Genomic DNA, 24,547 nt, shown 5'->3' on the forward strand with positions numbered 1-24,547 from the left:
TCGATTTATGCAACAAACCCCACCATTCGGAGGGGCCGGTGAGCACTATTAAACTTCCATGATGTCTTTTTCTTTGGCGGCAAGCACTTTCTCGACTTCGGCGACGAATTTATCCGTCGTTTTCTGAATGTCTTCTTGATGACGGCGGGATTCATCTTCGGATATGTCCGATTTCTCCAGCTTCTTGATATCGTCGTTCGCGTCGCGGCGAATGTTGCGAATTGCGACCTTCGCTTCTTCGCCGAACTTCTTCGTCATTTTGACGAGGTCGGAACGGCGCTCTTCCGTCAGCATCGGAATGCCGATCCGGATCGTGATGCCGTCGTTCGAAGGCGTCAAGCCGAGATCGGATTTCAGTATCGCTTTCTCGATGGCCGACAGCGAGGATTTATCCCAAGGCTGGATCAGCAGCGTGCGCGAATCCGGGGTGTTGATGTTCGCCAGTTGATTCACGGGCGTCATCGACCCATAGTATTCGACTTGAAGACGGTCCAGCAGCGCCGGCGTGGCGCGGCCCGCGCGAAGCGTGGACAAGTCGCGTTTGAGAGCCGAGATCGCTTTGTCCATCCGTTCTTCGGCGTTTTTCTTTATGGATTGTGGCATTTAAGTGGCACTTCCCTTCATCACGATTGTTCCGATTTTCTCGCCGAGCACGACTCGCTTAATATTCCCTGATTCCGTAATGGAGAATACGACCAGCGGAATGTTGTTGTCCATGCAAAGCGAGGATGCGGTGGAATCCATTACGCCCAGGTTGCGGTTCAGCACTTCCATGAAGGTCAACGTTTCGAACTTCTCCGCCGTTGCGTCTTTGAACGGATCGGCGGAATATACGCCATCCACTTTGTTTTTTGCCATCAAAATGACTTCGGCTTCTATTTCAGCTGCGCGCAAAGCGGCAGTAGTGTCCGTAGAGAAGAATGGGTTCCCCGTACCCGCGGCGAAAATAACGACGCGCCCTTTTTCCAAATGGCGAATCGCGCGGCGGCGAATATAAGGTTCCGCGATTTGCTGCATCGCGATCGAAGTTTGCACGCGTGTCGGCACTTCGATTTGCTCGAGGGCATCCTGCAGCGCCAAAGAATTCATGACCGTCGCAAGCATTCCCATGTAATCGGCCGTTGCGCGGTCGATGCCTTTAGCCGAACCGGCGATGCCGCGCCAGATGTTACCGCCGCCAACGACGATAGCCACCTCGACGTTCAATTCCACCACTTCTTTGACTTGCTCGGCGATCGAAGATATAACGGCGGAATCTATGCCGTATCCATTGTTACCCGAGAGCGATTCCCCGCTCACCTTCAGCACTATACGTTTGTACACGGGACTTTGCAACGTGGTTTACCTCCATCTTGGACCTTGTTTAAAGGCCGCATACTTTAAAAAATATTGCTTACCCTATAACCGTCGATAGGTAGAAAAAATGGCGGGGCGAACGCCCCGCCCCGCCTGTGCGTTCGGATTACAATTTTGCTTGGGACATAACTTCGGCGACGAAGTTGTCTTCTTTTTTCTCAAGGCCTTCGCCGAGCTCGTAACGAACGAAGCGACGGATGGAGATGTTCTCGCCGATCGTGCTGATTTTTTCTTTCAGCAGCGTGTGAACCGTTTTATCCGGATCTTTGATGAACGGTTGCTCAAGCAAACAGTATTCTTCGTAATATTTGCTGATGCGGCCTTCAACCATTTTGTCGACGATTTTCTCGGGCTTGCCTTCGTTCAGCGCTTGCGCTCTCAAAATCTCGCGCTCTTTGTCCAGCTCGTCGTTAGGCACTTCTTCGCGGCTGACGAATTTAGGGTTTGCGGCAGCGATTTGCATCGCGATGTCGCGCGCGAATTCGCGGAATTGATCGGTTTTGCCGACGAAATCCGTCTCGCAGTTGATTTCAACCAATACGCCGATTCGGCCGTTCGCATGGATGTAAGACTCCACCGTTCCTTCCGTAGCTACGCGGCCCGCTTTGTTCGCCGCAGCGGAAAGGCCTCTTTCGCGAAGCACGTCGACCGCTTTCGCGATGTCGCCGTTCGTTTCGTCAAGCGCTTTTTTGCAATCCAGCATGCCTGCGCCTGTTCTTTCACGCAATTCTTTCACTGCACTTGCACTAACTGCCATCGTTCGTGACCTCCTGAAATTAGATAAGGTTAGACTTTAAAAAAAGGGCGGTGAGAGGTTATACACCTTCTGACCACCCTTTCTAGTCGTTCGTTAATGCTTATTAAGCAGTCGTTTGCTCGCCTTGACGCGATTCGACGATTGCATCGGCCATTTTCGCCGTCAGCAATTTTACTGCGCGGATTGCATCATCGTTACCAGGGATAACGTAGTCGATCTCGTCCGGATCGCAGTTCGTATCAACGATACCTACGATTGGGATACCAAGTTTGCGTGCTTCCGCAACCGCGATGCGCTCTTTGCGCGGATCGATGATGAACAGCGCGCTTGGCAACGATCTCATGCCCTTGATGCCGCCGAGGAATTTCTCGAGGCGATCTCTCTCTTTGCGGAGAAGGATAACTTCTTTCTTAGGAAGCACGTTGAACGTACCGTCTTCTTCCCATTTGTCGATCGTTTTCAGACGATCGATACGTTTTTGAATCGTCGAGAAGTTCGTCAGCGTACCGCCGAGCCAACGTTGATTGATGTAGAAGTTGCCGCAACGTTCTGCTTCTTCTTTCACCGAATCCTGAGCTTGCTTTTTCGTGCCTACGAAGAGAATCGTGCCGCCTTCTTCGCCGATGGAACGTACGAAGTTGTAAGCCTCTTCGACTTTCTTAACCGTTTTCTGCAAATCGATAATGTAAATCCCGTTACGTTCTGTGAAGATATAACGATCCATCTTCGGGTTCCAACGACGCGTCTGGTGACCGAAGTGTACCCCAGCTTCTAGAAGCTGTTTCATGGAAATAACCGCCATCTCTTCAACACCTCCTGTTAAATGGTTTTGTGTTTGCCTCCGCCAATCTCATTTTTCGACATCACTCCGACCGGGTCGAAGCACCAATGACGAAATTAATCGGCGTGTGTTTTTAACACCGTCAATTACTATACCACAATTATATGCGGCCATGCAACCGCGATTGACGGCTTTTCAAAGCTCCTCTCGGCGTCCGTTCACCCGCCGCTCGCGGCCATTTCGTTTTTGGCCTTCTCCGGATCCAGCGGCTGGCTCGTGATGATGCCGCCCACTTGTTTCAGCGTTAATTTACCCTGAAAAGCAAAATAGCCTGCACGTATAGTCTTCTTACGCATCAGGTCTATAAACGCCTTCGTATCGGGGATCACGCCGCGATCGGAAAGCAAAGCCGCCGTCTCCGCTACGCTGGCATTCGGCGGTATGCGAACGATGATGCGGGACGGTTTCGACGCGTCCGGATCCCGTTCGCTCGTCTCGTGCTTGGTATCCGTCTTGACCGCCGGCTCGGACACTTGTTCATCGGCCGGCTGCGCAGGCTTGTCCGACTTGACCGCGGATGCCGGCTGCGCGTTCCGTTCGGCTTCGATCCGGCCGCGCTCATCGGAAACGGCTTTGTCGAGCTCGGCTTGCGTGTAGGTCCTCGCTGCCGGCTCCGCGTCGTTCAGCGCATCGGCCTGTTTCTCGCCGATCAACATTAATTGAAGCAACCCGGCTCCCAAAATAATGCCGATGCCGAGACCGAACAGGAATATCCGTTTATTCATGACGAGCCGCCTCCTCCTGTTTGGATAACTGGAGAATCAGCTGAACTTCGCCTTTGTTGCGGCCGAGCTTCTTCGCGATTGCATCAATCGACTTGCCGGCTTGATGCATGTCGAATAATTCCGCATATCGGACGCGGATCGACGGGGGGGAGAGATCCGGTTCGTTGAGTTCCGCGAGCTCTTCTTCCTGCAAGACGCTTGCCGTAAAATCCTGCCGCGCAACGGCTGGCTTTGCCTCATCGATCGCAGCCGGCTTCGGAGGAACGCTCAATAACGCTAATGCTGCTTGTTTCGTTTGCTCTGCAAGCGCGAGTTCGAGGTCGGCGCAGCGTTTCTCCAGTCGATCGATCCGTTCGTCGCGTTTGACTGCCTGCGCTTGCGCGTCTTGGTTCGATTTGCTGACCAAGCCGGCAATTTCCCGGTTGTCCGCCTCCATGTTCTCCATGAATTGCTCCAAGGCGGTTTCCATGTTGCGGACGGCTTGATTGTCGCTGCCTCTTCCGCTCGCGGCTGCCGCTCTGCGGGGAAGGACGGCGGAACAGACGACGGCGATGCCGCCGATAATCATGATGGTTTGCCAGGGTTCCATTACATTCACCTGCAATATGTTTAAAATGCCTTAAAGCGAATAATCGATGTGCTTGCCTTTAAAAGGATGCGGCGTTTGACTTGAACTATCCTGCTCGTCCGAAGCATCCTGCTCCCGAACGCTTCGCCGTTTGCGTTTGGACGGCGAATTCGAATCGCGATTGCGGTTGGCGGTTATGCCATGGTTGCCGCTCTGTTCCACTGCCGCATTGCGAGTGCGCTGCTGCTCGATCTGTTTGACCGCGTTCTGCTCCAGCAGCGTTTGTTCGATGGCCGGACGATGGTTCAGTTGGCTCTGCTGCGATGCGTTTTCGGGTGCGCGCGGCACGGAAATTTGAAAATCAATCGGCCTGTACGGCATTCATGATCCCTCCCATTCCGACAAATCGTCTCTCGCTTGACTGCGTCGATTACATATATGGTGCCATTACGATGTCGCCTTCGGAATAACGGAAGGACACGCGCTGCGTCGTGTCTTTAATGAAGCGCGTATAACGCCCGATGACGATCTTGGTTCCGCCATAGATGACATTGACCGCATCGACTTTGGCGCTTTCGGTATCTTCCAACGACTTCTCGATCTCGAGCACCCGGTCTTTGTTCACGGCAATCTCTTCAAGCGAAGCGCGTTTCGTCGAGCTCAGCTTGATGCGCATGGCCATCTTATCGTTCGACAATTGCCCGGCTGCGGCAAGCTGATCCAAGAGCGCGAGCGCTTTTTCCGTCTTGTCCAAATTATCGTTTAACTGCTTCAGCAGCGCTCGTTTTTCCATTAATTCGCTTCGCAGCTCCGGACGTACGCCGACCTCGATCGCGGTCGCGGTGGACATCGAATTGCCGATCACCCGCGCAACCACGCGGTCGCCCGCCTGAATATTGCCCCCGACCACAAGACCTTTCGCTCCGGTACATACGACATGCCGGCCCGCGCGCACCTGGGAATGCATGATGCTTTGCGAAACCATGACATCTTCGGCGGCCGATACGTTGCCTTCTTGGATAAAGGAGCATTTCACGTTTTTGCCTGCTTTTATGTAGCCTTTGCCGCTCCCGAGCACGCCGCCGGATATTTCGACGGAGCCGTCCGTTTCCAGAATGGCGCCTTCTACGCCGCCTACGACACGGATGTCGCCGGATGCCTTGACCTTGAAGCCGGTCAGAACGTTGCCCCGAATGACGACCGTTCCGACGAAATCGATATTTCCGGTCTTGTAATCCACGTCTCCGTTTACTTCATAGACCGGGAAAACGTTGATCTTGGATTTGTCCGTGATCGAGATCAAGCCGTCGATGGCGGCATAAATCGCCGTTTGCTCGGGATTGAGCACGACGTTCTTGCCCAGCTTGAAGTAGGCTTCTTTCCCGTTGCGGCACGGAATCGGATCTCCCGTAACCGCGATGCCGTCCCGGCCCGGGGTTGCTTTGACTTTCTCCGCGATGAGCTGGCCCCGTTTCACGTTTTTGAGCTGCGTCACTTCTTTGAAATCGATTTTGCCGCCTTCGAGCTCGACGGGCCGATAGTCGTCTTCGTTCATGTCATACGCGAAACGAATGAAGCCGTCTTCTCCCTGAACCGACCCTTCGCCTAACGCGACGACCGTTTGGCCGTGAAAAAACCGGCTCGGAAGCTTGACGATCTGTTCCAAAGTCTCGCGCTGCAGTCCGTATTTCACGCCATGGCTCTTCAAAAACTCCTCCAGCTGCGCCAGCGTGCAGGAGAAACTGTCGTCCGCGATGTTGAATTGAACGGTCGCGGTCAATTTGTCCGGTGACTGTTGGACAACAAGGTAATGCTGTAATTGTTCGGTCGTTGTCAAATCCGCCCCCCCTTATTGCATTAATGCTGCATCAACTGATCCTTTTGCTTCTCCAGGGCACCCCGGAGCCGCAAAATCGCCTTGGAATGAAGCTGCGAGATCCGAGAAGGCGAAAGCGACATGACTTCGGCAATTTCGCTGAGCGAGAGCTCCTCGTAATAAAAGAGCGAAATCACGGTCCGTTCTTTCTCGGTCAAACGGTCGATTCCGCGAACGAGCGACTCCTTCAAATAAAACTCGTGCACTTTGTAATCCGGATTTTTGGCCTTCTCGTCCACGAGGAGCGACAGTCGGGTCTCCGACTCCTCATCGCGGATCGGATCTTCCAGCGAGCATACCGTCGTAACGGCGATTTCCTGGAGCATGACGCCGAATTCCTTTTCCGTCACGTCCAGATGCCGGCTGATTTCGGAATCGGACACGGAACGCATATACTGCTGTTCTAATATTTGATAAGCTTCTTCAATTCGTTTCGCCTTCTCGCGAACGGAGCGCGGCACCCAATCCCCTTGGCGGAGGCCGTCGATGATCGCGCCCCGGATACGCCAGGAAGCATACGTTTCAAACTGAAGTCCTCTTCTGTAATCGAATTTTTCGATGGCATCGATCAGTCCCATGACGCCATTGCTCGCCAGATCGTCCTTGGAGACGTTTTTCGGCAAGCCGATGGCCATCCGGTTGCTCACGTAATCGACCAAAGTCAAGTAATACTCGATCAGCCGTTTCTTTGCTTCGATGTCCCCGTCTTCTTTCCACTTCCGCCAAATCTCGATGTTCGACAAATGAGGCGCTTTCGGCTCAATCATCGTCTCACCCTCCTGTTAGGTGACGTATCGCTTTTGCCAATTCTTCAGGCTCTTTGTTCTGCGTAGATACTAGTTTGGGAGGCGTCAGCGGTTTAAAAGTCGATTGTTGGCCTGGCTCAAGCATTACGTTTCCGTCCATTTGATTTTTGAGCAATTCATTCAGTTCGTCGCCTTCTTCGGGCGTGGAGTAATCGATCGCGTGACCGACGGCATGCTCCTCGCCGGCCGCGGTCTGGTGCATGGCCGCCGACGGGCTTGGCTTCAAGATCATGGCAAGCAAAGCCCGAAAGAGGAACGTCATTGCGAAAAAAGCGATAAATGCGTACAAACACCGGAAGCTGGTAATCGCCAGCCCGTTGCTGCCGAGCGAGAAAAGCAACGTCAGCAGGCTTCCGCCTATTCCAAGCGATACATTCCAGCGCCATGAACCGATCATGTTAAATCTCCTTTACTCCTTGCTGAACACTGCGAATGGTCAATATGCCGTTCATGCTGTTAAACTCGACCGTCCGGCCGTAATTCAAGCCCGTATCTTCCGACAGCAGCGGGATGTTGAACCGCTGAAGCATCAGTTTGCAGGCTTCCACGTTTCGCGGACCGATGCGCATGGTTTCGCTGCCCGTATTGAACGCGAACATTTGTGCGCCGCCGGCCATTTTCGCCACGAACCGTCTAGGCTCGGCTCCTTCCGTTCTCATCAATTCGATCAGATGGGGAACGGACGTATCCGCGTATTTAGCAATGTTGATCGATGCTTCCCTGGCGATCTCGGAAGACGGCAGCATGACGTGGATCATTCCGGCTACCTTGGTGCTTTCGTCAAACAAGGTTAATCCGACGCAGGAACCGAGTCCGGTCGTTTTCAGAATGGCTCCGCCTGCCGCAATCTTAAGGTCCGCCATACCCACCTTCACAACATTCTCTTGGATCATTCGTTAGGCACTCCCAAGGCGCTGAAAATTTTATCGAACGATTCCGGATCCGGAATTAGGAAGAAATGGCCGGCCAGCTCTTCCTGTCCTTCCAGGAACGTCGTGTCGATCAACAACGCGGAATCCCCCATCTCTCCGTAATGCACAAGCCCGTAACTTAGAATCGCCCCGGCCATGTCGACGGCAATCGCCGGCACCGTCGGCGATAAATACAAATGCGTAAAATCCGCCAACGACGATAAATACGAGCCCGCCAAAATATTCCCGATTTCTCCCAATGCCGAATATTCCATCTCGGAATACCCTTCATCCTGCACATCCATGGACAGCAAGTTGCGCAGCAATCGCTTCGCCGAATCTTCGTCGATGATGAAAAACATATTGCCCGGCGCGTCGCCTTCGACGCGCAGGAACACGGCGATGACGACCTGTTCGAAGCCGCCGACCTTATCGGCGACCTGCTCGAACGGAATTAGACTGACGGTCGGCACGTTCATATCGACAGGCTTGTCCAGCAGCCGGGACAGCGCTGTAGCGGCATTGCCCGCTCCGATATTCCCGACTTCCTTCAGAACGTCAAGCTTGAATGCCGCCAACTTGTTCAACGGATTCACGCCTTAAGCCTCTTGCTGCTCAAGCTGGATGATTTCGCTCTTGTTCAGCACTTCGGACAAGTTGAGCATAATCAGGAGCCGGCTGTCTCCGACCTTGGCCACGCCGCGCAGGTATTTCGCTTTGACGCCGCCGACGACTTCCGGAGGCGTATCGATGGTATCGGAATCGATATCGATGACGTCGTTCGCGGAATCCACGATAAAGCCGACTTCCAGCTCGTTCACCGCGACGATGATGATCCGCGAACTCTCGGTCGCCTCGGATTCAGGCAGCCCGAACCGGCCGCGCAAATCGATGACGGGAATGACGACGCCGCGCAGATTAACGACGCCTTTGACGAAGGCGAACGTTTTCGGAACGCGCGTAATCGGCATCATTCGCTCGATCGTGCGCACTTTTTCCACTTCGATCCCGTATTCCTCATTAGCCAATCCAAACACGATCACTTTCATTTCCTCACCCATACGTAATCCCTCCTTTATTTAATAAGCGCATTCGGATCCACGATCAGCGCGACTTGGCCGTCGCCCAGAATCGTTGCGCCGGAGATCGCTTCGATATTCGTCAAATATTTGCCGAGCGTCTTCAGGACGATCTCGCTTTGGCCGAGGAATTCGTCCACCGTCACCGCGCCGAGCTTGTTTCCTTTGCGGATCACGACGATCTCGGTCTCCAGCTCGTCTTCCTCCGGGAACGACCGGCAGTCCAGCACCTGCGCGAGCGAGATGAGCGGGATGACGGAACCGCGGTAATCGATCATGCGGTTGCCGTGGATTTTGCGGATCTGCTCCCGCGGCACGATAGCCGTCTCGACGATCGACGAAAGCGGAATGGCGTATTTCTCGGCTCCCAGCTTGACGAGCATCGCGGAAATAATCGACAGCGTGAGCGGAAGCTGAATGGAGAATTTCGTGCCCTTGCCCGGCGTGGATTCCACGCTGACGTGGCCGCCGAGCGATTCGATCTTCGAGCGAACGACGTCCAGTCCGACGCCGCGACCGGAAATATCCGAGATCTTGTCCGCGGTGCTGAAGCCGGCGGCGAAGATCAGCATGTTGATCTCGTTGTCCGTCAACCGGTTCGCTGCTTCGGCATCGAGCACGCCGTTCTTGATCGCGGTTTGTTTGACTCGCTCCGCGTTGATGCCCCGACCGTCCTCCTCGACTTCGATGAACACGTGGTTGCCGCTGTGGAACGCGCGCAGATGCACGGTTCCCGTCTCGGATTTGCCGGCGGCGACGCGGTCTGCGATCGACTCGATTCCGTGATCCAGCGAGTTGCGAAGCAAGTGGACGAGGGGATCGCCGATCTCGTCGATGACCGTCCGGTCCAGCTCCGTATCCGCGCCGGCAATGACCAACTCGACCTTCTTATCGAGCGACTTCGCCAAATCGCGGACCATTCGCGGAAACCGGTTGAATACGGATTCTACCGGCACCATGCGAAGCTTCAGCACGATGTTCTGCAGATCGCTGCTGACGCGGGACATATGCTCGACGGTTTCGGTCAAGTCGTTGCGGCGAATCTCGCTCGCCAGCTGCTCCAAGCGCACCCTGTCGATCAACAGCTCGCTGAACAAGTTCATCAACGAGTCCAGGCGTTCGATATCGACGCGGATCGTGCGCGACGCGTTGCCTCCCGCAGCCGGTGCCGCAGTCGTTGCGGCAGGTGCCGCGGGAGACGCCGCCGCTGCTGCGGTCTGGGCTTTGGCGGCCGCGACCGTTTCCTGCGCGATGGAAGCCGATGCCGTCGGCGCCCCCGGCGCGGACGCCGCGCCGAGCTGAATCAGCGATTCTTTGTCCAGCTGCGTAATCGCGGCGCTCTCGATCTCCGATACCGACTCTATGCCTTTACGCAGCTCGTCGCCCGAGATGCTGGCGATCGTGAAGACCGTGAAGGTACGGTCGAATTTCTCCTGCTCGATGTCCTGGGCGCTCGGAGACGACTTCACGATTTCGCCGCTGCGCTCCAAGAAGTCGAATACCATGTACGCGCGGGCTGCTTTGAGCACGCAGTCTTCGCGGACCGTTACCACGATGTGGAAAACCGACATGCCCGCCTCGATGGACTGCAGCAGGATCGAGCTTTGGAACTGATCCAGCTTGTTGCCGTCTTCCGGACTGGCTGTCCCGGCAGCCGAAGATTCCGACGCGGCTTCTTTCTTGTAGTCGCCTTTCACGATGGCCTTCAGCGAGGCTACGATCGCGGTCACATCCGCTTTGCCCGTTCCTCCGCCGGTAATGTCCTGCACCATCGATTCCAGCGCGTCCAGCCCTTTAAACAACGTATCGAAAATAAAATTGTCCATGGCGAGCTTATGGTTGCGTACGAGATCCAGCACGTTTTCCATTTCATGCGTGAGCGAAGCCAAGTCTTCGAAGCCCATCGTCGCCGACATGCCTTTGAGCGTGTGCGCGGAACGGAAAATGATTTGAACGATGCTGATGTCGTCGGGCGCGCTTTCGAGCTTCAGCAAATTTTCGTTCAGCGACTGCAGGTGATCGTTTGATTCGTCTATAAACATCGATAGATAGGCGTTCATATCCATTTCCATGCACCTCCTGTATGAGTGGTTGCCATACAAAACATTCGCTTTACTTGCTCACGGCTTGCACGAGCGCAGGCGCGATCTCTTTCAGCCGCAGCACGGCCTTCGCGGCGCCCGCTTCGACTGCGGAGCGCGGCATGCCGTAAACGACGCAGGTTTCTTCGGATTCCGCAATCGCGCTTTCTCCGCCGCAATCGTTCAACCGCAGCATGCCTTTCGCGCCGTCGTTGCCCATGCCGGTCATCAGCACGGCGTGGCGTCTCAGCTCCGGAAATTCCGCGCAGGATTCGAACATCGTGTCCACGGAAGGGCGGTGTCCGCTCCGCGGCGCGTCTTCCGTCAGCTTGATGCTGTAGCTCCCGCCAACCTTGGCCAATTCCATGTGATAGCCTCCGGGAGCTACATAGACCACGCCGGCGAAAACGCGTTCGCCCTGCTCAGCTTCCCGCACATGCAGCGCGCTGAACGAGTCAAGCCGTTGGGCCAGCGAGCGCGTAAACTTCGGCGGCATATGCTGCACGACGAGCACGGGAGCCGGAAAATCCTTGGGAAGCGACGAGATCACTTCGTGCAGCGCCCGCGGACCTCCCGTCGACGTGCCGATGGCGACGAGATGCTGAAACGCCTTCGACGGCTTCGGCTTGTCCATCGGCTGAAGCGGCGGCTCCGGCTCGTTCGATGCGGCGGTTTGCGATCGGGCAAGCTCTTTGCCGGCGCCGGCGGCCGGTTTCTCTTCGGCGGCAGGATGCCTGACGTTCGGTTCCGCCTGTTCCGCCAACGGTTCGAGCAGGGCCGGCATTTCCTTGCGCTCGGCCTTGCCGGCCGATCGTTTATCCGGCTTCTGCTTCGGCGGCGGCGGACTCACCGCCGGTTTCGTAATCGCTCCGGCGTTTCGCGGAGGCGCGATGCCCGAGACGTAAAATTTCGAATGCCGTTTCGTCATCGCCGCGACGCGAAGTTTCTCGAGCAGTTGCTCGCCGACGCTGCGGATATCGGGCGATTGCGGCCCGGCCGGCTTTCGGATAAAGTCGAAGGCGCCGTTCTGCAGCGCTTTGATCGTTTCCCTCGTCCCGTCATCGCTGATGCTCGACATCATGATGATCGGCACCGGATAGATGCGCATGATGCGTTCGACCGCTTCAAGGCCGTTCATTTCCGGCATTTCCAAATCCATCGTGACGACATCCGGCTTATGCTCGCGGACGGCTTCAATCGCCTCGCGTCCGTCTTTTGCCGTGCCGATTATCGTAAACTGCGAATCTCCCGCAATCAGATCACAGATTATTTTTCTCATAAAGGCGGAATCGTCTACGACGAGTACGCGAGAAGTCGCGCTCATTGGCCAGCCTCCCCAATATCAAAGGTTGATTATGATCGTTTGAACATGCGCTGTAGGAACCCTTTGACGCCATGGTTTACGGAAACGGATGAGCCGGGAAATTCCACGAACCGGCGGGCGATTTCGTCAATGGACCGCGTGGCGTCCGTACCCGGATAGGCGATGGCGAACGGAACCTGCTTTTTAACGGCTTTTATGACGTTGGGATCGTCCGGCATGATGCCGAGCACCGGGATGTCGAGTTCCAGGAACCTTCTGGCGACGAGTCCGATTTTGTCGGCGGTCGCCCGGCCTTCCCGTGCATCCACGGCCCGGTTGACGATGAGCTTGAAATTCACGTCATGCTCCATTGCCGTGACCATTTTGATGAGCGCGTACGCATCCGTGATGGACGTCGGCTCCGGCGTCGTCACGACGATGGTCTCCTGCGCGGCGGTAATGAACTTCACCGTTTCTTTGGACAATCCCGCGCCCGTATCGAACAGGATGACATCGTACTGCCCATGGAGCCTGCCGATCTGTTCCGCGAAATAATCTAGCTGGGATGCCGACAAATCCAGCAAATCCTTAAACCCTGAACCTCCGGCTATGAAATGAACGCCCTGCGGCCCCTCCTGGATAATCTCCCAAATCGTCTTCTCTTGCTTCAAGAGATGATAGAGATTGTACGTGGACGAAATGCCCATCAACACGTCGATGTTCGCCATGCTGATATCGGCATCGAAGATCAACACTTTCTTGCCGATCCGCGACAGGGCGAGCGCGAAGTTCAAGCTGAAATTCGATTTGCCGACGCCGCCCTTCCCGCTCGTAACGGTAAGGACGCGCGTCGTGCGGCCTTCGCTCCTTAATTCCTGATTGCGGACCATGTGCCGGAGCGCTTCCGCCTGGTCATTCATGCGAAGCCCCCAATAATTGCGCGACGTAGAGGGATGCCCGGAAAGCGGCGATATCGTCGGGAACCGTCTGGCCGTTGGCGATAAAAGTCGGCTTCAGCCCGTGCTCCAGCGCAAGGTTCAAAATCGATCCGACGGCGTTCGTCTCGTCCTGCTTCGTGAACAGGACGCGCTTGACGCCGTACTTCGCGAAATTGCCGGCCACCGCGGACATATCGCTGAACTTGCCCGTCAAGCTGAGCACCAGGAACGTCTCCGAATGGCTTCCGGACTGCAGCAGGCTGTTGACTTCCGACACGTAGAGCTCGTTGCGGAAATTGCGTCCCGCCGTATCCATGAAGATCAATTCGCGATCCTCCAGCGCCCGGAACGCTCTCGTCACTTCGGATGGCGAGAACACGACCTCCAGGGGCACGTTCAATATCGTCGCATAGGTGCGAAGCTGATCGACCGCCGCGATCCGGTACGTGTCGGACGTAATGAATCCGACCCGGCGGCCGGCTTTCAACGTTTGTTCGGCGGCCAGCTTCGCGATCGACGTCGTCTTGCCGACGCCGGTCGGACCTACGAAGTGGATAACCTTCGTCTCCTTGCCGATCTCGCCGTCTTCAAATTCGCTCAACCATTCAAGCAGCGTCCGTTCCGCGATGTTCCAAACTTCGGCGCGATCCGGGGCTATGTGTTCTTGGTCGTCCATCGCAAGTTCGAGCTGCGCTTCCACGGTTTCAAGAAGCCGGTCGATCCACTGCGGGCCGACTTCCTGCTCCAGCAAACGATCGTAAAGCGCCTGAATGGATTCGGGCCGCGCTTTGAGCTGCTGCTGCTTCGACATGCGCATGATCCACTGCTTCATGTCGCGAATTTCTTCCATCAGGGTATCGTCGGATACGCGCGCCTTCCGCTGCTCCGACGTTGACGTTCCGATCGGGTTTGCCGTTCGGGAGGATGGCTCTTGGGACAAAGGCACAGTTGAAGCCGTCTGCGCGGCCGCCGTGCACGCTGCATAGATTGCGCCGGGCGCAATCGCCGCAACCGGCTCCGGCTGAGCCGTTTCCGGCATGAGCACGGCTGCCCCCGCCTGCCTGGACGGCGCCGCCGACTGCTTCTCGCGGCCGGCTACCGCGGCCGATAACGTCGCCGCCATCGTCGCGGCGGCTTCCGGCGAGAGCGACGGCTTTGCCGACGACGCCGACGGCCTGGCAGCCGGCTTGGCTTTCTCGGCGCCGCTCGTTTCGACTGCCGCGATCACTTCCGTTTTTTTCTTGCCGAACATGCCGAGAAACCCGCCGACGCGAATTTCCTTCGTATTCAAGATAACGGCGTCCAACCCAAGCTCGCTGCGAATCATGGGCAGTGCTTCAGGTAATGCGTTGACGACGTAGCGCTTTACCTTCATAGATTCACCACCCCAATGCTTTGAACTTCAATGCTCGGTTCCAATTCGCTGTACGAAAGGACCGGAATATCCTGCATGGTTCGCTCCACGATTTGGCGGAGATACATGCGGATCGTCGGAGAAGCCAGCACGATCGGCTGGTTGCCGGATTGAATCTGCTTGTTCACCTGCTCGTTCAGCTTCTGATAAATGGTTTGCGTCGCGACCGGATCAAGCGCCAAATAGCTGCCTTGATCCGAGCTTTGCACGGATTCCGCGATTTTCTTCTCCAGGGAAGGGCCTACGGTGATAACGCGAAGCGTGTCGCCCTGATTGGAGAATTGCTGCGTGATTTGCCTCGATAGCGCCTGCCTAACATATTCCGTTAAAATATCGGGGTCTTTGGTATACGCGCCGTGATCGGCGAGCGCTTCGAAAATGGTCACCATGTCGCGGATCGATATTTTCTCGCGCAGCAGCTTGGACAGTACCTTCTGAACGTCGCCGACGTTCAGAATGGAAGGAATGAGCTCGTCCACGAGCGCGGGATACGACTCTCTCACATTGTCGATGAGCGCCTTAGTCTCTTGGCGGCCGATCAGCTCATGCGCATGACGCTTGATCAGTTCCGTCAAGTGCGTGGCGACGACCGACGGCGGATCGACGACCGTATAACCCGTCAATTCCGCGCGCTCTTTCATCGCCTCGTCGATCCATATGGCCGGCAGGCCGAATGCCGGCTCTACCGTTTCGATTCCGATAATGCCGTCGTCGTCGAAGCCCGGGCTCATCGCCAGATAATGATTGAGCAGCAGCTCGCCGCGCGCGACGGTGTTCCCTTTGATTTTGATCACGTATTCGTTCGGTTTCAGCTGAATGTTGTCCCGGATGCGGATGACCGGAACGACAAGCCCCAGCTCGAGCGCGCATTGCCTGCGAATCATGATGATCCGGTCTAGCAGGTCGCCGCCCTGCTGCGTATCGGCGAGGGGGATAAGGCCATAGCCGAATTCGAATTCGATCGGGTCCACCTGCAGGAGGCTGATGACGCTCTCCGGACTGCGAACTTCCTCGATTTCCTGTTCCTCGACCAATTGATCCTCCGCCTGCTGCTGCTTCGTCAGGTTCTGCTGCATCCGGTAACCCGCGAATGCGATCACGGCCGCGAACGGCAGCGTGGCAATCGGACCGATCGGCGTGCCCAGGCCAAGCAGCGTCACGGTCCCGGCGACGATATACAGCAGTTTGGGATACCGAAACAATTGGGCCGTCACGTCTTGCGCGAGGTTGCCGTCGGAAGCGGCGCGGGTCACGATCAGACCGGTTGCGGTCGATATGAGCAAGGCCGGAATTTGGCTGACCAAACCATCGCCGATGGTGAGGACGGAGAAGGTATTCAACGAATCGGCGAACGACATGCCGTGCACGGACATCCCGATGATGAATCCGCCGATCAAGTTGATGATCAGGATAATGATCGAGGCGATGGCGTCGCCTTTGACGAATTTGCTGGCGCCGTCCATCGAGCCGTAGAAGTCCGCTTCCCGCTCGATTTTCTGCCGGCGTTCCCTCGCCTGCTGCTCGTTGATCATGCCGGCGTTCAAATCGGCGTCGATGCTCATCTGCTTGCCGGGCATCGCGTCGAGGGTAAAGCGCGCGGCAACCTCGGCGACGCGCTCGGAGCCTTTCGTAATGACGATGAACTGCACGACGACGAGGATGAGGAACACGACGAAGCCGATAGCGATCTGTCCGCCGGCGACCCAGTTCCCGAACGTGCTCACGACTTTGCCGGCATGCGCATGCTGCAGGATGTTGCGAGTCGTCGAGATGTTCAGCGCTAGCCGGAACAGCGTCGTAATGAGCAGGAGCGACGGGAAAATCGAAAATTGGAGCGCGTCCTGCGTATTCATGGAAATCAGCAAAATCATTAACGCCGCGGAGATGTTCACGATCAGCAAGACGTCGAGCAGCGGAGTCGGAATCGGAATCACCATCATCAGCACGATGCCGATAATTCCGATGAGTATGGTTAAATCTCTGGCCTTCAAGTCGTTCCCTCCTCCATCGATCATGCTCTCGTTAGTTCACTCGGTTCTTGAGCTTATATACGTATGCCAATACTTCGGCCACAGCTTGGAAAAGGTCGGCCGGAACCGTATCGCCGATTTCCGTCCGATCGTACAACGCTCTGGCAAGCGGCCTGTTTTCCATCATAATGACTCCGTGCTCCTTCGCGATGTCTTTAATTCGAAGTGCGACGAAGTCCATTCCCTTCGCGATGATCGTCGGAGCTTCCATTTTCGTTCCGTCGTACTGCAGCGCGATCGCGAAGTGAGTCGGGTTCGTGATGATCACGTCCGCTTTCGGCACCTGCTGCATCATCCGCTGAAGCGCCATCCGGCGCTGCCGTTCGCGAATCTTGCCTTTGATGAGCGGGTCGCCTTCGGATTTTTTATATTCGTCCTTGATGTCTTGTTTGGACATTTTCAAGCTTTTCTCGTGTTCGTAGCGCTTGTAGAAGTAATCGAAAACGGCGAGCACGACGAGAATCGCGCCGATTTCCAGGCCGAGCCTGATGGTAATGCTGGCGATAAAGCCGAAGATATTCCCGATCGAAACGGTGGCGAGCCCCATGATGCGGTCCCGTTCGCTCCAAAGCGTGAAGTACACGATGAAGCCGATCAAAATCAGCTTCAGGATGTTTTTGATGAACTCCACGACCGAGTGCATGGAAAAAATATTTTTGAAGCCCTTGATCGGATTGATTTTGTCGAGCTTCATTTTGAGCGGTTCGCCCGTAAAGAGAATGCCGACCTGCGCATAGTTCCCGAGCAAGGCGATCAGGATCGCGATGATGAATATGGGCGCCAGAAGCATGAGGCCTTGCATCATCAGATCGGAGAACAGCGTCACGACGTTGCCCGTCGTTACCTCCATCAGCAGCTTCTGTTCCAGCAGCAAGCCGAATAGGTGCAGCAGACGCTCTTTGTAATAACCGCCCAGCATTATGAAGCTGAGGAAAACGAACAAGAGAATGAACGCGGCCGGCAGTTCCTGGCTTTTCGCGATCTGCCCTTTCTTGCGGGCCTCTTGCCGTTTCTTCGGGGTTGCACGCTCCGTCTTTTCCTGCGAGAACATCTGTAAATCGAGCGTCCAACGGTAATTCTTCATCACGAGAGCCTCCCACTTAAGATGCAGGACCCTGCAAGATCGACATCAGCTTCTGTATGGCGCTAAACATTTGTTCGAAAATATGCTCGTAGAGCGTGACCAGCGTCGGCATCAAAATGGCCAGCATCAGAAAGCCGACGAGGATCTTGATCGGTATTCCGATGACAAACACGTTGTATTGCGGCGCGGTACGGGCGAGAAACCCGAGCCCGACGTCCGTCAGAAACATCGCCACGACAAGCGGCGCGGACATCTGAAGCGCCAGCATGAACGTCTGTGCCAGCATCCCGGTGAGGAAGCTCGTTATGCTCCCGGTCTTGAGATGCAGGAACAGCGAATTCGATATCGGGATCCAGTCGTAGCTTTGCAGCAGCGCCGAGAGCAGATAGTGGTGCCCGTTGATCGATAGAAAGACCAGCGTCGCGATCATGCCTTTGAAGTTGCCGAGCAGCGGCGCCGATGCTCCGGTCATCGGATCGATGATATTCGCCATCCCGAAGCCCAGCTGCAAATCGATGAAGCTGCCTGCGGTGTTGATGATCGTGAAGAACAGATAGGCGACGAAACCGAGCAGCGCCCCGGCCAAGATCTCGCGAATGATGGCCAATATGTATTCGGCATCCGGCACGACGGTTTGCTTCATGCCATAGGTCAGAAATACGAGAAACGAGATGAAAAACGAGAATCCCAGCTTAAACGTATTCGGCACGTTTCGAGTCGAAAAGATTGGCGCCACGACGAAAAATGCTGTAATTCGACAAAAAATAAGCAAAAAAATAGGGAACCCTTGAAGAAACAACTCCATCGATCCACAGCCCTATCCGATGTATTTATACAAGTTATTCAGCAGGTTGTAAGTGAAATCGACCAGCGTGTTCAATATCCATGGACCAAATAACAAGATGGACAGCAAGACTGCCGCGACTTTCGGAACGAATGCCAGCGTTTGCTCCTGAATTTGCGTCGTCGCTTGAAAAATACTGACGATCAACCCCACGATCAAACCGATCAACAGCATGGGAGCGCTGGCCTTTAACACCGTATAGACCGCCTGCGCAGCCAAGGCGATGATGAAGTCCGAACTCATGATTGCACTCCTTCCCAGCAGGGGCTATGTCGTGTTAAAGCTTAACAATAACGACTTGACTACGAGATACCAGCCGTCTACGAGAACGAAGAGCAAGATTTTGAACGGCAGCGAAATCATCACCGGGGGAAGCATCATCATCCCCATCGCCATCAAGGTGCTCGCGACGACCATGTCGATGATCAGGAACGGGATAAAGATCATAAAGCCCATTTGAAAAGACGTTCGAAGCTCGCTGAGCGCATAAGCCGGCACCATGACGGTAATCGGGATGTCGTTGTACGTCTTCGGATCTTCCGTCTTGGTATACTTCATGAACAATTGAAGATCCTTCTCGCGCGTCTGGTTAAACATGAATTTCTTCATCGGTTCGGCCGCTTTGCCGAGCGCCTGCGTCTGCGTGAGTTCGCCCTTCAAATACGGCTGCAAGGCGACGTCGTTAATCGCGCCGATCGTCGGCGACATGATGAAGAACGTCAAAAACATGGCCAATCCGATCATGACTTGGTTTGGCGGCATGGATTGCGTGCCGAGCGAGGTCCGCACGAACCCGAGCACGATGACGATTCGCGTAAAGCTTGTCATCAAGACCAGAATCCCCGGCGCGACGCTGAGCACCGTGATGATCAATAGCAGCGATAGCGCGCTCGTCCCCGGTGTATCGCTTCCCTGGTCGCCGATGCTGACGCTGACGTTCGGAAGCGGTTCTGCAAAGGCATGCGCATGAAGCATAAGTCCAATAATTTGAAAAGCCAGTATCGCCAGTACGATTTTTTTATTCATTCGTCCAACTACCGATCATTGTGATTTTGCTCTTTAAGCAGCTCTTCGACTTTCTGTTTCTGATCCGCTTGCCGCTTCATTCCGTTGTTCAGCAGCTCCTTGAACGACACGGACGACTGCCAATCGTCCTCGGATGGGCGGGACGGCTGCTGCTTATTGCGGAGTCTGCCCAGAAAATCGGCAATTGTCGGCGTGCTCCAGGTACGGCCGTTCTGCTGTTCGATCGCGTCCATAATGGACGCCACGGCGTCCGGATCCTCGATTTTGTCCAGCATCGTGATAGCTTCGGCGACCCCGACGACGTACAAGCGTCCCGACAGCTCTACGACTTGCAGCGATTTGTTTTGCCCGAGCGGTATGCCTCCGAGCGAACGCAGCGCTTTGTTGGTGCCCCAACCGCGATTGCGGCTGGCGAGGTACTTGATGAGGAGCACGATCAATCCGATGACGATCAAGAGCGCGACGATCACCCAGATCAAATAGCCAATTCCCGTGCCGATCTCGGGCTTGCCTTCATCCGCCGCGCCGACCGCCGCGGATGCGAGACTTGCTGTCGTTAGCCAGCCGAAGACGGCTAATCCAGCAAGTCGGAATCCTTTCAAAACTTTCATCCTATTAACCTAGCGTTTTCTTGATCGCTTCGATGACGCGGTCAGCTTGAAAAGGCTTCACGATGAAGTCTTTCGCTCCGGCTTGGATCGCGTCGATGACCATTGCCTGCTGCCCCATCGCGGAACACATGATGACTTTGGCGTTGCCGTCGAGCTTTTTGATTTCTTTCAGGGCGACGATTCCGTCCATTTCCGGCATCGTAATATCCATCGTGATCAGATCCGGCTTCAATTCTTTGAATCGTTCGATCGCTTGCGCGCCGTCCTGCGCTTCCCCCACGACTTCATATCCGTTCTTCGTCAAAATATCGCGGATCATCATTCTCATAAAAGCTGCATCGTCAACGATCAAAATTCGGTTTGCCATTGCTTCTTCCCCCTATGATGTTATTGTAACTTTTGGATGCGATCCCATTGGCTTACAATGTCGGTCACGCGAACCCCGAAATTTTCGTCGATAACGACAACTTCGCCTTTGGCGATCAGTTTATTATTGACTAAAATATCGACCGGTTCGCCTGCCAGCTTGTCCAACTCGATAATGGAACCTTGCGACAATTCAAGAATATCTTTGATTTGTTTCTGAGTCCTTCCTAATTCTACCGTCACTTTCAACGGTATGTCGAGCAATAAATTCAAATTCGACTCGTCCGGTTGAACGTACGGCGTACCTTGAAAATTAGCGAATTGAACGGGCTGCACGTTCACGTTCCGGTTCGGCATCCCGCCGTAGGTTTGCGGCCCCGACTGTGCGGCGGCGGCATATTGCGGCATCGGCGGCTGCGCATAGGCATCGAGAGGGGCGGCCGGTGCCGGCGGCGTATGTACGGGAGCAGCCGCGACCGGTTCGACGTATGCGGCGGCCGGAATCGGCGTACTCGCCGCCGCAGGCGCTGATGCCGGGGGCGATGCAGGCGCAGGCGCGGCGTCCGAGGTGCCGCCCATCAGCGTATCCACCATTTCTTTCGCGAACGCGATCGGCAGCAGCTGCATGATGGTCGAATCGATCAGATCCCCGATCGTCAAACGGAACGAGACTTTAATGAAACGATCGTCCGGCGGCAGGTTGTCCACGCCTTCTCCTCTCGCCACGTCAAGGATGTCGATCCCCGGAGGCGAGATGTTGACGAAACGGTTGAAAATCGTCGACATCGACGTCGCGGAGGAGCCCATCATTTGGTTCATGGCCTCTTGAACGGCGCTGATATGAATCTCGTTCAGCTCGGAGCCCAGCAATTTGCCTTCTCCGCCAAGCATAAGGTCCGCGATCGTTTGGGCGTCCTTCGTTTTGATGACCAGCGAGTTGATGCCCTGGAAACCGTCAACGTAACTGACGGACACCGCCACATGCGGTTTCGGGAACTCTTCGTCCAGCTCGCTCCGTCTGATTAACGACACCTGAGGCGTCGTAATATCGACTTTCCGGCCGAGCAGCGTCGATAACGCCGTCGCGGCGCTGCCGAACGTGATGTTGCCGATTTCCCCCAGCGCGTCCTGCTCGATCGAGCTCAAGTACGTATTCAATTCCTGTTCCCGGCTAAGCGGCTCGGGCATATCGGGCTCATCGGAGGATTGACGCAGCAAGGCATCGATTTCTTCTTGCGATAAGTAATCTTTACTCGTCATACTCTTCTTCCACTCCTTCGGTGAGAACCTCGTTGATTTGAACGGCCATCCGTTCCTTGACCGAGCCCGGGCTGCCGATGAATTTCAGCTTGTCCCCGACTTTGATGTCAAGTCCCTGGTCGATCGATTTATTCAGCGAAATGACGTCGCCGACCGCGAGACCCAGAAACTCTCGAATCGATATGCTGGAGTTGCCTAGCTCGCACACGATCGGCAGCTTGGCTTTGCTGACCCGCTGCTTGAGCACCTCGATCTCTTCCGGCGCTCTCGTTTTCTTTTGCGATACGAACCAGTGGTGCACGGATAAACGCGGCATGATCGGCTCGATGACCACATGCGGGATACATAAATTGATCATGCCGGTCGTATCGCCGATTTTGGTGCTTAGCGAGATGAGCGCGATCGTTTCGTTCGGGGACACGATCTGCATGAACTGCGGATTCGTCTCCAGCGCTTCGAGCCGCGGTTGAATATCGATGATCGTCTTCCATGCTTCCTGCAGACTTTCGAAGGCGCGGCTGAATATCCGTTCCATGATCGTCGTTTCGATTTCCGTCAGCGCGTTGATTTTGGACGGCGCGAGCCCTTGTCCGCCGAGCATGCGGTCCAGCATCGCATAAGCGACGTTCGGATGCACTTCCAGCACCATTCGGCCTTCGAGCGGCTCGGCTTCGAAAATATTCAGGATGGTCATCTTCGGTATGGACCGGATAAATTCGTCATACGGCAGCTGTTCGACCTGAACGACATTTATTTGAACAAATGTGCGAAGCTGCGCTGAGAAATAAGTGGTCAAATATCGCGCGAAGTTTTCATGGATCCGCGTCAAGCTTCGGATGTGATCCTTCGAGAAACGAACCGCACGTTTGAATTCGTACACACGAATTTTCTTCTGCGTCTCTTCCTTCTTCAGTTCCTCCGCATCCATCTCGCCGGATGATAAAGCAGCAAGCAGCGCGTCAATCTCGTTCTGCGACAAAACATCAACCATTTTTCTCACCCCCTTCAAAGGAATGCGGCATTAGCTTACGATGATTACAGCTTCGTTACGATGTAGTCCGTGATTTCGACGTTGATGAGCTTGCCGTCCGGCAGCTCGGGATTTATCAAATTAAGCAGTTCTGCGCATAGCTTGTCTTTCCCCTGCGAGCCGTTGATTTCTTCCGGCTTCATGTCGGAAAGCGTCCGAATAATAATCGGCTTGATCTGGATGTCTTTGATTTTATCGAAGTCTTTCTTCGTCGATTTTTCATCCAGTTGAAAGGCAAAGCCAAGAACTGCAACATAATCAGAGTCCAATAAATTCGTTTGAATCTTCTCGATCGTGCTTGTCAATTCCACGCGTTTGTCCGCTGTGAGCTTCTCCGTTTTGACGGTCGCCGCGTTGTTCGCCGCTTTCGTTGCCGTGTCGTTGGCGTCGTCGCCGCCCATAACGGTTTTCATGAGGATGACGGCTACGATCGCAATCAAAGTGATGGCGAACAGAATGGTTATTAGCCAAGGCAGCATTTTCTTCATTGGGATGTTCCCTCCGTTTGATCACTCTTAATGGTCGCCGCATACACGCCGATCGAGCGAAGATAGGACTGTATGGAGGAAATCACGTCGTTTGCTTTCTCCAACACCAGTATTTTTTTACCTGTGGTCAGCGTAATCAATGTGTCAGGCGTTTCTTCAACCAACTCGATAAGCAGCGCGTTGAGATGCACAGTTTTTCCGTTCAAACGCGTCACAGCAATCATGGGCTTCCTCCTTAACCTGGTAGGGAGGCGAGTTAACGCCTCCCTTCGGCTATTTACCTATCGCTTAAGATTGACTACCTCTTGCAAAATCTCGTCCGACGTCGTGATGATTCGGGAGTTCGCCTGGAAACCGCGCTGCGCGACGATCATTTCCGTGAACTCGGAAGTCAGATCCACGTTGGACATTTCCAGTTGGCCGGCGATGATGGCGCCCGTTCCGGCTTCCGGATCGTTGGCGGTCGTCAACGTAACTTCGCCGTCGACGTTGGCGTTCGGCGTCATGCGGTACAGGTTGCCGCCGATTTTCTCCAAGCCGTTCGGGTTCGTGACCTTCACGATGCCCAGCTGAATGCCGGTTGCCGCGGTCGTGCCGTCGGCATTCACGGCGATGATGGAGCCGTCCTGCGCGATCGAGAACGACTTGACTTCCGCCGGATCCAAGACGATCGGGGCTCCGTTGGAATCGAGGACGAACATGCCGTCGCCGTTAACCATCTGTCCGGTCGCATCGACCGTGAAATTGCCCGCGCGCGTCAGGTACGGCGCTTCGGCGCCGTCGCCGTTAGGCGCTACCGCGAAAAATCCGTCGCCGTCGATCCGAACGTCGGTCGGCACGTTGGTCGTCATCGCGCTGCCCGGGGTATGAATCGTATCGATTGAAGCGATCGCGACGCCTAGACCGACTTGCTTCGCGTTCACGCCGCCCGTCGTTCCTTCTTCCGGACGCGTAACGCCGGATACGGTCTGGCTCAAAATATCCTTGAACATGACGCGTCCCGCTTTAAAACCTACCGTATTCACGTTCGCGATGTTGTTGCCGATCACGTCCAGTTTCGTTTGAAAACCGCGCATGCCGGAAACACCGGAGTACATTGATCTTAACATTCGATTGACAACCTCCTACGGGTATAAGTCGGATTTGCGAAAAT

Annotated in this window: 29 protein-coding genes; all 29 read right to left on the reverse strand. The window is 55.1% G+C overall.

The features are described from left to right. Nucleotides 1–48 precede the first annotated feature (48 nt). Entirely contained in the window at nt 49–603 is a 555-nt protein-coding gene (frr, locus tag GT019_RS00975; protein WP_161740288.1) for a ribosome recycling factor, read from the reverse strand. After that, nucleotides 604–1,335, reverse strand: coding sequence for a UMP kinase (pyrH, locus tag GT019_RS00980; RefSeq protein WP_161740290.1), 732 nt, complete (start codon nt 1,333–1,335; stop codon nt 604–606). A 127-nt stretch (nt 1,336–1,462) separates the two neighbouring features. Further along, nucleotides 1,463–2,113: a translation elongation factor Ts gene (gene tsf, locus GT019_RS00985; protein ID WP_161740292.1), complete on the reverse strand. Its 651-nt coding sequence runs from the start codon at nt 2,111–2,113 to the stop codon at nt 1,463–1,465. 103 nt (nt 2,114–2,216) lie between these two features. Next, nucleotides 2,217–2,915 (reverse strand): 30S ribosomal protein S2, encoded by a 699-nt coding sequence (gene rpsB, locus GT019_RS00990; protein ID WP_161696799.1) that lies wholly within the window; start codon nt 2,913–2,915, stop codon nt 2,217–2,219. Between the two features lie 197 nt (nt 2,916–3,112). After that, a complete protein-coding gene (locus GT019_RS00995) occupies nt 3,113–3,679 on the reverse strand; it encodes a hypothetical protein (protein ID WP_161740294.1) in 567 nt (188 codons plus the stop codon). Then, a complete protein-coding gene (locus tag GT019_RS01000; protein WP_161740296.1) occupies nt 3,672–4,268 on the reverse strand; it encodes a hypothetical protein in 597 nt (198 codons plus the stop codon). The genes GT019_RS00995 and GT019_RS01000 overlap by 8 nt, the downstream gene beginning before the upstream one ends. 30 nt (nt 4,269–4,298) lie before the next feature. Beyond that, entirely contained in the window at nt 4,299–4,628 is a 330-nt protein-coding gene (locus GT019_RS01005; RefSeq protein ID WP_161740298.1) for a hypothetical protein, read from the reverse strand. A 49-nt stretch (nt 4,629–4,677) separates the two neighbouring features. Beyond that, on the reverse strand, nt 4,678–6,084 hold the full coding sequence (locus GT019_RS01010; protein WP_161740300.1) for a DUF342 domain-containing protein: 1,407 nt from the start codon (nt 6,082–6,084) through the stop codon (nt 4,678–4,680). A gap of 20 nt (nt 6,085–6,104) precedes the next feature. Next, nucleotides 6,105–6,890, reverse strand: coding sequence for a FliA/WhiG family RNA polymerase sigma factor (locus GT019_RS01015; RefSeq protein WP_161740302.1), 786 nt, complete (start codon nt 6,888–6,890; stop codon nt 6,105–6,107). Between the two features lie 4 nt (nt 6,891–6,894). Beyond that, the gene (locus GT019_RS01020) at nt 6,895–7,326 is read right to left on the reverse strand and encodes a hypothetical protein (RefSeq protein WP_161740304.1); all 432 of its coding nucleotides are present in this window, start codon (nt 7,324–7,326) and stop codon (nt 6,895–6,897) included. Nucleotide 7,327: 1 nt separating this feature from the next. Beyond that, complete coding sequence (locus GT019_RS01025; protein ID WP_161740306.1) at nt 7,328–7,822, reverse strand: chemotaxis protein CheD; 495 nt, start codon at nt 7,820–7,822, stop codon at nt 7,328–7,330. Continuing rightward, nucleotides 7,819–8,436: a chemotaxis protein CheC gene (locus GT019_RS01030; RefSeq protein WP_161740308.1), complete on the reverse strand. Its 618-nt coding sequence runs from the start codon at nt 8,434–8,436 to the stop codon at nt 7,819–7,821. The genes GT019_RS01025 and GT019_RS01030 overlap by 4 nt, the downstream gene beginning before the upstream one ends. Nucleotides 8,437–8,439: 3 nt before the next feature. Beyond that, nucleotides 8,440–8,901 (reverse strand): chemotaxis protein CheW, encoded by a 462-nt coding sequence (locus GT019_RS01035; protein ID WP_161740310.1) that lies wholly within the window; start codon nt 8,899–8,901, stop codon nt 8,440–8,442. A 14-nt stretch (nt 8,902–8,915) separates the two neighbouring features. Further along, a complete protein-coding gene (locus GT019_RS01040) occupies nt 8,916–10,985 on the reverse strand; it encodes a chemotaxis protein CheA (RefSeq protein ID WP_161740312.1) in 2,070 nt (689 codons plus the stop codon). Nucleotides 10,986–11,031: 46 nt separating this feature from the next. After that, nucleotides 11,032–12,324 (reverse strand): protein-glutamate methylesterase/protein-glutamine glutaminase, encoded by a 1,293-nt coding sequence (locus tag GT019_RS01045; protein WP_161740314.1) that lies wholly within the window; start codon nt 12,322–12,324, stop codon nt 11,032–11,034. A 29-nt stretch (nt 12,325–12,353) separates the two neighbouring features. Continuing rightward, complete coding sequence (locus GT019_RS01050) at nt 12,354–13,223, reverse strand: MinD/ParA family protein (protein ID WP_161740316.1); 870 nt, start codon at nt 13,221–13,223, stop codon at nt 12,354–12,356. Further along, on the reverse strand, nt 13,216–14,616 hold the full coding sequence (gene flhF / locus GT019_RS01055; RefSeq protein WP_161740318.1) for a flagellar biosynthesis protein FlhF: 1,401 nt from the start codon (nt 14,614–14,616) through the stop codon (nt 13,216–13,218). The genes GT019_RS01050 and flhF overlap by 8 nt, the downstream gene beginning before the upstream one ends. Next, complete coding sequence (flhA, locus tag GT019_RS01060) at nt 14,613–16,646, reverse strand: flagellar biosynthesis protein FlhA (protein WP_201755180.1); 2,034 nt, start codon at nt 16,644–16,646, stop codon at nt 14,613–14,615. Before flhA ends, flhF begins: the two co-directional genes overlap by 4 nt. A 31-nt stretch (nt 16,647–16,677) precedes the next feature. Further along, nucleotides 16,678–17,769, reverse strand: coding sequence for a flagellar biosynthesis protein FlhB (flhB, locus tag GT019_RS01065; protein ID WP_161740322.1), 1,092 nt, complete (start codon nt 17,767–17,769; stop codon nt 16,678–16,680). Between the two features lie 16 nt (nt 17,770–17,785). After that, entirely contained in the window at nt 17,786–18,574 is a 789-nt protein-coding gene (fliR, locus tag GT019_RS01070) for a flagellar biosynthetic protein FliR (protein WP_161740324.1), read from the reverse strand. A gap of 12 nt (nt 18,575–18,586) precedes the next feature. Next, nucleotides 18,587–18,856 carry a flagellar biosynthesis protein FliQ gene (fliQ, locus tag GT019_RS01075; protein ID WP_161740326.1) on the reverse strand — a complete coding sequence of 90 codons (270 nt, stop codon included), beginning with the start codon at nt 18,854–18,856 and terminating at the stop codon, nt 18,587–18,589. Between the two features lie 24 nt (nt 18,857–18,880). Then, the gene (gene fliP / locus GT019_RS01080; RefSeq protein WP_161740328.1) at nt 18,881–19,639 is read right to left on the reverse strand and encodes a flagellar type III secretion system pore protein FliP; all 759 of its coding nucleotides are present in this window, start codon (nt 19,637–19,639) and stop codon (nt 18,881–18,883) included. Nucleotides 19,640–19,647: 8 nt separating this feature from the next. Continuing rightward, nucleotides 19,648–20,241 (reverse strand): flagellar biosynthetic protein FliO, encoded by a 594-nt coding sequence (locus GT019_RS01085; RefSeq protein WP_161740330.1) that lies wholly within the window; start codon nt 20,239–20,241, stop codon nt 19,648–19,650. A gap of 13 nt (nt 20,242–20,254) precedes the next feature. After that, nucleotides 20,255–20,617 carry a response regulator gene (locus tag GT019_RS01090; protein ID WP_161740332.1) on the reverse strand — a complete coding sequence of 121 codons (363 nt, stop codon included), beginning with the start codon at nt 20,615–20,617 and terminating at the stop codon, nt 20,255–20,257. 20 nt (nt 20,618–20,637) lie between these two features. After that, complete coding sequence (gene fliY / locus GT019_RS01095) at nt 20,638–21,876, reverse strand: flagellar motor switch phosphatase FliY (protein WP_161740334.1); 1,239 nt, start codon at nt 21,874–21,876, stop codon at nt 20,638–20,640. Continuing rightward, nucleotides 21,866–22,867: a flagellar motor switch protein FliM gene (gene fliM, locus GT019_RS01100; protein ID WP_161740336.1), complete on the reverse strand. Its 1,002-nt coding sequence runs from the start codon at nt 22,865–22,867 to the stop codon at nt 21,866–21,868. The genes fliY and fliM overlap by 11 nt, the downstream gene beginning before the upstream one ends. 44 nt (nt 22,868–22,911) lie before the next feature. Further along, nucleotides 22,912–23,394 carry a flagellar basal body-associated FliL family protein gene (locus tag GT019_RS01105; protein WP_161740338.1) on the reverse strand — a complete coding sequence of 161 codons (483 nt, stop codon included), beginning with the start codon at nt 23,392–23,394 and terminating at the stop codon, nt 22,912–22,914. After that, nucleotides 23,391–23,618, reverse strand: a complete 228-nt coding sequence (locus tag GT019_RS01110; RefSeq protein WP_161740340.1) for a flagellar FlbD family protein — start codon at nt 23,616–23,618, stop codon at nt 23,391–23,393. Before GT019_RS01110 ends, GT019_RS01105 begins: the two co-directional genes overlap by 4 nt. A gap of 57 nt (nt 23,619–23,675) precedes the next feature. Continuing rightward, nucleotides 23,676–24,503 carry a flagellar basal body rod protein FlgG gene (gene flgG, locus GT019_RS01115; RefSeq protein WP_161740342.1) on the reverse strand — a complete coding sequence of 276 codons (828 nt, stop codon included), beginning with the start codon at nt 24,501–24,503 and terminating at the stop codon, nt 23,676–23,678. Nucleotides 24,504–24,547: the final 44 nt, after the last annotated feature.

The organism is Paenibacillus glycinis (assembly GCF_009909185.1).
GTDB lineage: Bacteria > Bacillota > Bacilli > Paenibacillales > Paenibacillaceae > Paenibacillus_Z > Paenibacillus_Z glycinis.

Bases quoted from the DNA above. Each gene is read 5' to 3' on its own strand.
- frr (WP_161740288.1), bottom strand. From the start codon at position 603: ATGCCACAATCCATAAAGAAAAACGCCGAAGAACGGATGGACAAAGCG.
- tsf (WP_161740292.1), bottom strand. From the start codon at position 2,113: ATGGCAGTTAGTGCAAGTGCAGTGAAAGAATTGCGTGAAAGAACAGGC.
- rpsB (WP_161696799.1), bottom strand. From the start codon at position 2,915: ATGGCGGTTATTTCCATGAAACAGCTTCTAGAAGCTGGGGTACACTTC.
- GT019_RS00995 (WP_161740294.1), bottom strand. From the start codon at position 3,679: ATGAATAAACGGATATTCCTGTTCGGTCTCGGCATCGGCATTATTTTG.
- GT019_RS01000 (WP_161740296.1), bottom strand. From the start codon at position 4,268: ATGGAACCCTGGCAAACCATCATGATTATCGGCGGCATCGCCGTCGTC.
- GT019_RS01005 (WP_161740298.1), bottom strand. From the start codon at position 4,628: ATGCCGTACAGGCCGATTGATTTTCAAATTTCCGTGCCGCGCGCACCC.
- GT019_RS01015 (WP_161740302.1), bottom strand. From the start codon at position 6,890: ATGATTGAGCCGAAAGCGCCTCATTTGTCGAACATCGAGATTTGGCGG.
- GT019_RS01020 (WP_161740304.1), bottom strand. From the start codon at position 7,326: ATGATCGGTTCATGGCGCTGGAATGTATCGCTTGGAATAGGCGGAAGC.
- GT019_RS01025 (WP_161740306.1), bottom strand. From the start codon at position 7,822: ATGATCCAAGAGAATGTTGTGAAGGTGGGTATGGCGGACCTTAAGATT.
- GT019_RS01035 (WP_161740310.1), bottom strand. From the start codon at position 8,901: ATGGGTGAGGAAATGAAAGTGATCGTGTTTGGATTGGCTAATGAGGAA.
- GT019_RS01040 (WP_161740312.1), bottom strand. From the start codon at position 10,985: ATGGATATGAACGCCTATCTATCGATGTTTATAGACGAATCAAACGAT.
- GT019_RS01045 (WP_161740314.1), bottom strand. From the start codon at position 12,324: ATGAGCGCGACTTCTCGCGTACTCGTCGTAGACGATTCCGCCTTTATG.
- GT019_RS01050 (WP_161740316.1), bottom strand. From the start codon at position 13,223: ATGAATGACCAGGCGGAAGCGCTCCGGCACATGGTCCGCAATCAGGAA.
- flhF (WP_161740318.1), bottom strand. From the start codon at position 14,616: ATGAAGGTAAAGCGCTACGTCGTCAACGCATTACCTGAAGCACTGCCC.
- flhB (WP_161740322.1), bottom strand. From the start codon at position 17,769: ATGAAGAATTACCGTTGGACGCTCGATTTACAGATGTTCTCGCAGGAA.
- fliR (WP_161740324.1), bottom strand. From the start codon at position 18,574: ATGGAGTTGTTTCTTCAAGGGTTCCCTATTTTTTTGCTTATTTTTTGT.
- fliQ (WP_161740326.1), bottom strand. From the start codon at position 18,856: ATGAGTTCGGACTTCATCATCGCCTTGGCTGCGCAGGCGGTCTATACG.
- fliP (WP_161740328.1), bottom strand. From the start codon at position 19,639: ATGAATAAAAAAATCGTACTGGCGATACTGGCTTTTCAAATTATTGGA.
- GT019_RS01090 (WP_161740332.1), bottom strand. From the start codon at position 20,617: ATGGCAAACCGAATTTTGATCGTTGACGATGCAGCTTTTATGAGAATG.
- fliY (WP_161740334.1), bottom strand. From the start codon at position 21,876: ATGACGAGTAAAGATTACTTATCGCAAGAAGAAATCGATGCCTTGCTG.
- fliM (WP_161740336.1), bottom strand. From the start codon at position 22,867: ATGGTTGATGTTTTGTCGCAGAACGAGATTGACGCGCTGCTTGCTGCT.
- GT019_RS01105 (WP_161740338.1), bottom strand. From the start codon at position 23,394: ATGAAGAAAATGCTGCCTTGGCTAATAACCATTCTGTTCGCCATCACT.
- GT019_RS01110 (WP_161740340.1), bottom strand. From the start codon at position 23,618: ATGATTGCTGTGACGCGTTTGAACGGAAAAACTGTGCATCTCAACGCG.
- flgG (WP_161740342.1), bottom strand. From the start codon at position 24,503: ATGTTAAGATCAATGTACTCCGGTGTTTCCGGCATGCGCGGTTTTCAA.